The organism is Myroides sp. LoEW2-1 (assembly GCF_009767705.1).
GTDB classification, from domain to species: Bacteria; Bacteroidota; Bacteroidia; order Flavobacteriales; family Flavobacteriaceae; genus Flavobacterium; species Flavobacterium album_A.
The window spans coordinates 1-4,274 of sequence record NZ_WSPP01000399.1 but is presented as its reverse complement, the minus strand read 5'-3'; the positions used below and the strand labels follow the sequence as shown (position 1 = coordinate 4,274).

The 4,274-nt window shown below is 32.9% G+C and carries 6 protein-coding genes and 1 pseudogene; 3 read left to right on the top strand and 4 right to left on the bottom strand.

Annotated elements, in window-relative coordinates; genetic code table 11:
* The coding region (locus GOQ24_RS16390) for a DUF4268 domain-containing protein (RefSeq protein ID WP_160340177.1) at positions 1 to 420 on the bottom strand (420 nt) is incomplete at its 3' end.
* 49 nt (positions 421 to 469) lie between these two features.
* On the opposite strand from GOQ24_RS16390, the gene GOQ24_RS16385 reads away from it, so the two are divergent.
* Positions 470 to 1,108, top strand: coding sequence for an NUDIX hydrolase (locus GOQ24_RS16385; protein WP_155092983.1), 639 nt, complete (start codon positions 470 to 472; stop codon positions 1,106 to 1,108).
* 86 nt (positions 1,109 to 1,194) lie between these two features.
* On the top strand, positions 1,195 to 2,025 hold the full coding sequence (locus GOQ24_RS16380; protein ID WP_155092982.1) for a lysophospholipid acyltransferase family protein: 831 nt from the start codon (positions 1,195 to 1,197) through the stop codon (positions 2,023 to 2,025).
* 26 nt (positions 2,026 to 2,051) lie between these two features.
* On the opposite strand, the gene GOQ24_RS16375 is transcribed toward GOQ24_RS16380, so the two are convergent.
* Positions 2,052 to 2,573 carry a TlpA family protein disulfide reductase gene (locus GOQ24_RS16375; protein ID WP_155092981.1) on the bottom strand — a complete coding sequence of 174 codons (522 nt, stop codon included), beginning with the start codon at positions 2,571 to 2,573 and terminating at the stop codon, positions 2,052 to 2,054.
* A gap of 80 nt (positions 2,574 to 2,653) precedes the next feature.
* Complete coding sequence (locus tag GOQ24_RS16370) at positions 2,654 to 3,070, bottom strand: hypothetical protein (RefSeq protein WP_155092980.1); 417 nt, start codon at positions 3,068 to 3,070, stop codon at positions 2,654 to 2,656.
* Positions 3,071 to 3,348: 278 nt separating this feature from the next.
* On the opposite strand from GOQ24_RS16370, the gene GOQ24_RS16365 reads away from it, so the two are divergent.
* The gene (locus GOQ24_RS16365; RefSeq protein ID WP_155092979.1) at positions 3,349 to 4,065 is read left to right on the top strand and encodes a DUF4397 domain-containing protein; all 717 of its coding nucleotides are present in this window, start codon (positions 3,349 to 3,351) and stop codon (positions 4,063 to 4,065) included.
* 131 nt (positions 4,066 to 4,196) lie between these two features.
* On the opposite strand, the pseudogene GOQ24_RS16910 reads toward GOQ24_RS16365, so the two are convergent.
* Positions 4,197 to 4,274 (bottom strand): annotated as a pseudogene (locus GOQ24_RS16910) (transposase); the annotation flags it as partial.

Genomic DNA, 4,274 nt, shown 5'->3' with positions numbered 1-4,274 from the left:
GATATAATCTTCGTGTTCATAAAAGAAGATTTCAAATTGAGTCATATTATTTGAAAAGAAATCAAAGATTTGATCCCAAGTATTCTTATTGTTAATTGACACCCCGTGCAATTCAACCCAAATGCGGCTAATTAGTTTGCCATTTTCCAAATAAAAGTTTCTTTCAAAAATAGCTTCTGGAAGGTAGTCTTCTAATAGAATAGTCTTCAAAGACTCTATTTTTTCATAGTATATTTTGCGTTTTTCTTCATCTTTATTTTCTATATCCAGTAGAACAAATGCTTTTTTGTTGTCACAGTAGAACTTAAAAGAAAAGTCTTTAATCTTCGTGTTGTGCAATAGCCATTTTCTCGGATAAGTTTCTGCAAATTGTATCCAGAATTCTCTTTTGATTCTTTGTGCTTCTTCTTTACTAAACATAAATAAAAATTGTAATTTTAAATATTGAAATATTGTTAGGAGCAAACTTATGACATTTGATTCTTTTTTGCATAAAATACAGGAAATTAAAAACACTTTACCTTTAGGTGTAGAAGCACAAGCACTAATGGTACCCAAAGAAAGGATACCTTATCTGTATGCTGAAGACTTTTTAGAACATCATCCTAAGCGTTCAGCAGTGATGATGTTGTTGTTTCCTAAAGGGGAAGAGATTTCTCTTTTGTTAATTGAACGTGCAACATATAAAGGGGTTCACTCTGGTCAAGTTGCTTTTCCTGGAGGTAAATATGAGGACAGCGATTTAAACCTTGAGCGTACAGCTCTTAGGGAAACGATGGAAGAGGTGGGGATTTTACCTAAAGATATTGAAGTCATCAAGCCTTTTACAACTGTCTATATCCCTCCAAGTAATTTTATTGTTCAACCCTATCTGGGGATTGTCAAGGATACTCCAAGAATTATTCCTTCTGTCGATGAGGTAGCCAATACTATAGCTATACCTTTGCACGCACTATTAGATGATACTCTGATCCAACAAGTACCGATGACTACCAGTTATGCTCAATCTATTTCAGTACCTGCTTATGTGTATGAAGGATATCAAATTTGGGGTGCTACAGCTATGATGATTAGTGAGCTAAAGGAAACGCTTAAATTGGTGTTTTAGCCATTTATTACTTATTTAAGAAAAGAAAGTGAAAGTTTTTAGTATTTATGTGGTAAATTTGTCACTTGCTTTAATGAGAGTGTAATATGGGATTATTTAAAAGAAATCCATTTGGACATATATTGTTCTTAAAGAAATGGATTATTAGAGTTTTTGGTTTTGCAACACATCAGCGTTTTAGAGGATTTAATGATTTGCAAATCGAAGGGTCTGAAATATTGCGAAACTTACCTAATCGTCAGGTTTTATTTATATCTAATCACCAAACGTATTTTGCGGATGTAGTAGCAATGTTTCACGTATTCAATGCCAGCTTAAAAGGTAGAGAGAACTCGATTAAGAATATCATGTATATCTGGAAGCCCAAGTTAAACTTGTATTATGTAGCGGCATCAGAGACGATGAAGGCGGGTCTTCTACCTCGTATAATGGCTTATGTAGGGGCAATTACGGTAGATAGAACTTGGAGAAGTCAAGGAGTAGAATTAGAAGAGAAAAGAGCGGTTAATCAAGATCAAGTTGAAAATATTAAAGTAGCGTTAGACGATGGATGGGTAATTACCTTTCCACAAGGGACTACCAAATCTTTTAAACCTATTCGCAAAGGAACTGCTCATATTATTAAGAATTATAAGCCCATTGTAGTACCTATTGTCATAGACGGTTTTAGACGTTCTTTTGACAAAAAGGGATTACACCTTAAGAAAAAAGGTATTCTTCAATCTATGGTGATTAAAGAACCTCTTGAGGTGGATTACGAAAACGATTCAATTGAGGATATCGTTGAAAAAATCGAAATGGCAATTGAACAACACCCGTCTTTTCTTAAAGTTATTCCAGAGGAGTTTATTGAAGCTGAAAGGGAACTAAACAAAAAGCGTACTTACGATTATTATAACAAAAAGGATGAACAGTAGTTCATCCTTTTTTTTGTTTATCTGCATTATAATTTGATAACTGCTTTCATGAATTTTTCAACTTCTTCGGAGTCATAATCTACTCCGCCAACTATGCGTTGTACTAAGTTTCCTTTTTTGTCGAAAATTAATGTCGTTGGTACTGAATTGCCCAAATAGTTTGGCGAAACAGCTCCTCCTGGGATGTAAACGGGTAAGTTATACTGTTTTCTATCCATAAAGGACTGTGCTTTATTGTGGTCCCCATCTACGTCAATCATGATAAAAGCAATGTCTTCTTTTTTGAATTTCTCTTTTAATGATTGTATAGAAGGCATTTCTTTGATGCATGGAGGGCACCAAGTCGCCCAAAAATTTACAAATAATACTTTGCCCTTAAGTGAGCTCAACTTGATTTTATTCCCATCAGCATCTACAATTGTAATGTCTGTTGTTGCAGTATTTAAAGGTGTTGTGTCTTTTGGATTGTTGGCAATTGCAAGAGTTGATAGCAATAAAAATGCTGTTGCAATGGCTAATTTACTTGTGTTTTTTAAGAACTCTTTCATGAGATTTTACTTTATATTTTAGTTTGTAATGGATGCTTTGGCATTCTACCAAAGTAATTTTTGCTTAAAATAAAGTGAAATCAAAGTCTGAAATTCTGTAGTCGTATGTATATCGAAGTTTTATACTTAGTTGTATTTCGGTTTAGGTATTTGCTGGTAAATGCCTTGAAGAACTTGAAAGGAAGTGTACTACTAAAGTAATCATTCTCGTTGTCTAAAATCGCAACGGGAATAGCAATCTTTAGTTTTGCTATAGAAATGATGTTCTTCTCTACGCTTTGGTTTTGGCATTCCTGCCCCAGGGTCGTTTTACAATTGCTATTTAACTTGTGTTTATTTGGTTTAGCCGTTTGTTCAATATTTGAGTTATGCTTGTCAAATATTGAATTTATAGTGGCTTGAATGCTGCATGAAGACAATAGCGTTAACAATAGGATAAGCGTAGTTATACTATTTTTCCAAAATGAAGGGATACTATTTTTTTTCTTTGCCATCATAACAGAACAAACTTAATAGTTTTTGTGGTAGGTTCAAATCTTGTTGTGAAAATTATTAGAAACTAATTCTATTGGATAGTCCTGTTTTGTTAGGATGTTTCTTTACATCATATAAGATTAGCCATGTGAAGTTTGTTAATCAAAAAGAGAGACAGATATTGACATATAAAAGAAAAATAATATCTTTATAAAGTTAAAGTAAAGGTTATTAATAATTAGTTTTTTGAAAGTGGAATAGATTTTGAGAATTTATATAAACAATTAAAACAAAACTAATTATGCGAAAAGGTTTTTTATTAGCTATCAGTATCGTAGGGTTGCTTACCTTACAAAGCTGTAACAATGACGATGTGAATGTAGAACCTATTCCTGTAGGTATATTAACTACAGTAAATGGCTATACGGATTCTAATAACGTGAAGTTTCACGTTGATGGAAGGTATATACAAGATATTTATAATCCGGTATTGGAATATAAGATGTTTAGTTATGCGAACTTGTTCCCAGGGGATAGAAAAATTGGCGTAAGCGAGGCTAAAGGTGAAATAGCAAGTGAAACTCACTTGATTGAAAAGTTTAGATTCTATACCTCGTTTGTTGGAGGAACGAAAGAACAACCTGTATTCTTTACAGCCAATGACCGTATAGATGGACTTACTGAGGCTGATGTGGAAGGAAAGAGTGGTGTGCGCTTTTTTAATTTAAGTGCTGATGATTTGACTATCTCTTTACAATTTGACGATAACGCGATTGCAGATGAATTTAAAGATAGAAAAACGGATTCAAAGGAAACTGTTGGAACCTATCAAAAATTCAGTTTGGTAGAGGCAAAAAAATACTCATTAAAAGTACTTAATAAGTCTAATGAGGTTTTGGCTCAAAGAGATAATATTACTTTAAACAATAAAGGTTTCTATTCAATAGTTTTTATTGGAAATGAAGCAAACACTGCTAAACCTTACTATATTGGAGTAGTAAGTCAGAATGTAAATTAAGCAATAACAGTAATTGTAAATAAAACAAAGGAGAAACTTCGAGAGGAGTTTCTCCTTTGTTTTATAGCAATTTTAAAAGATTGAATTTTTATAATTGTAGTATCTTTAGGGATCAATCTCAAAAGTTGTGTTTAGGCATAAAGCTTAGTCAATCTGTATAAAAAGAAATCAATATCTCTTACACCTCTAAACTGAGCTCTGAATGCTTT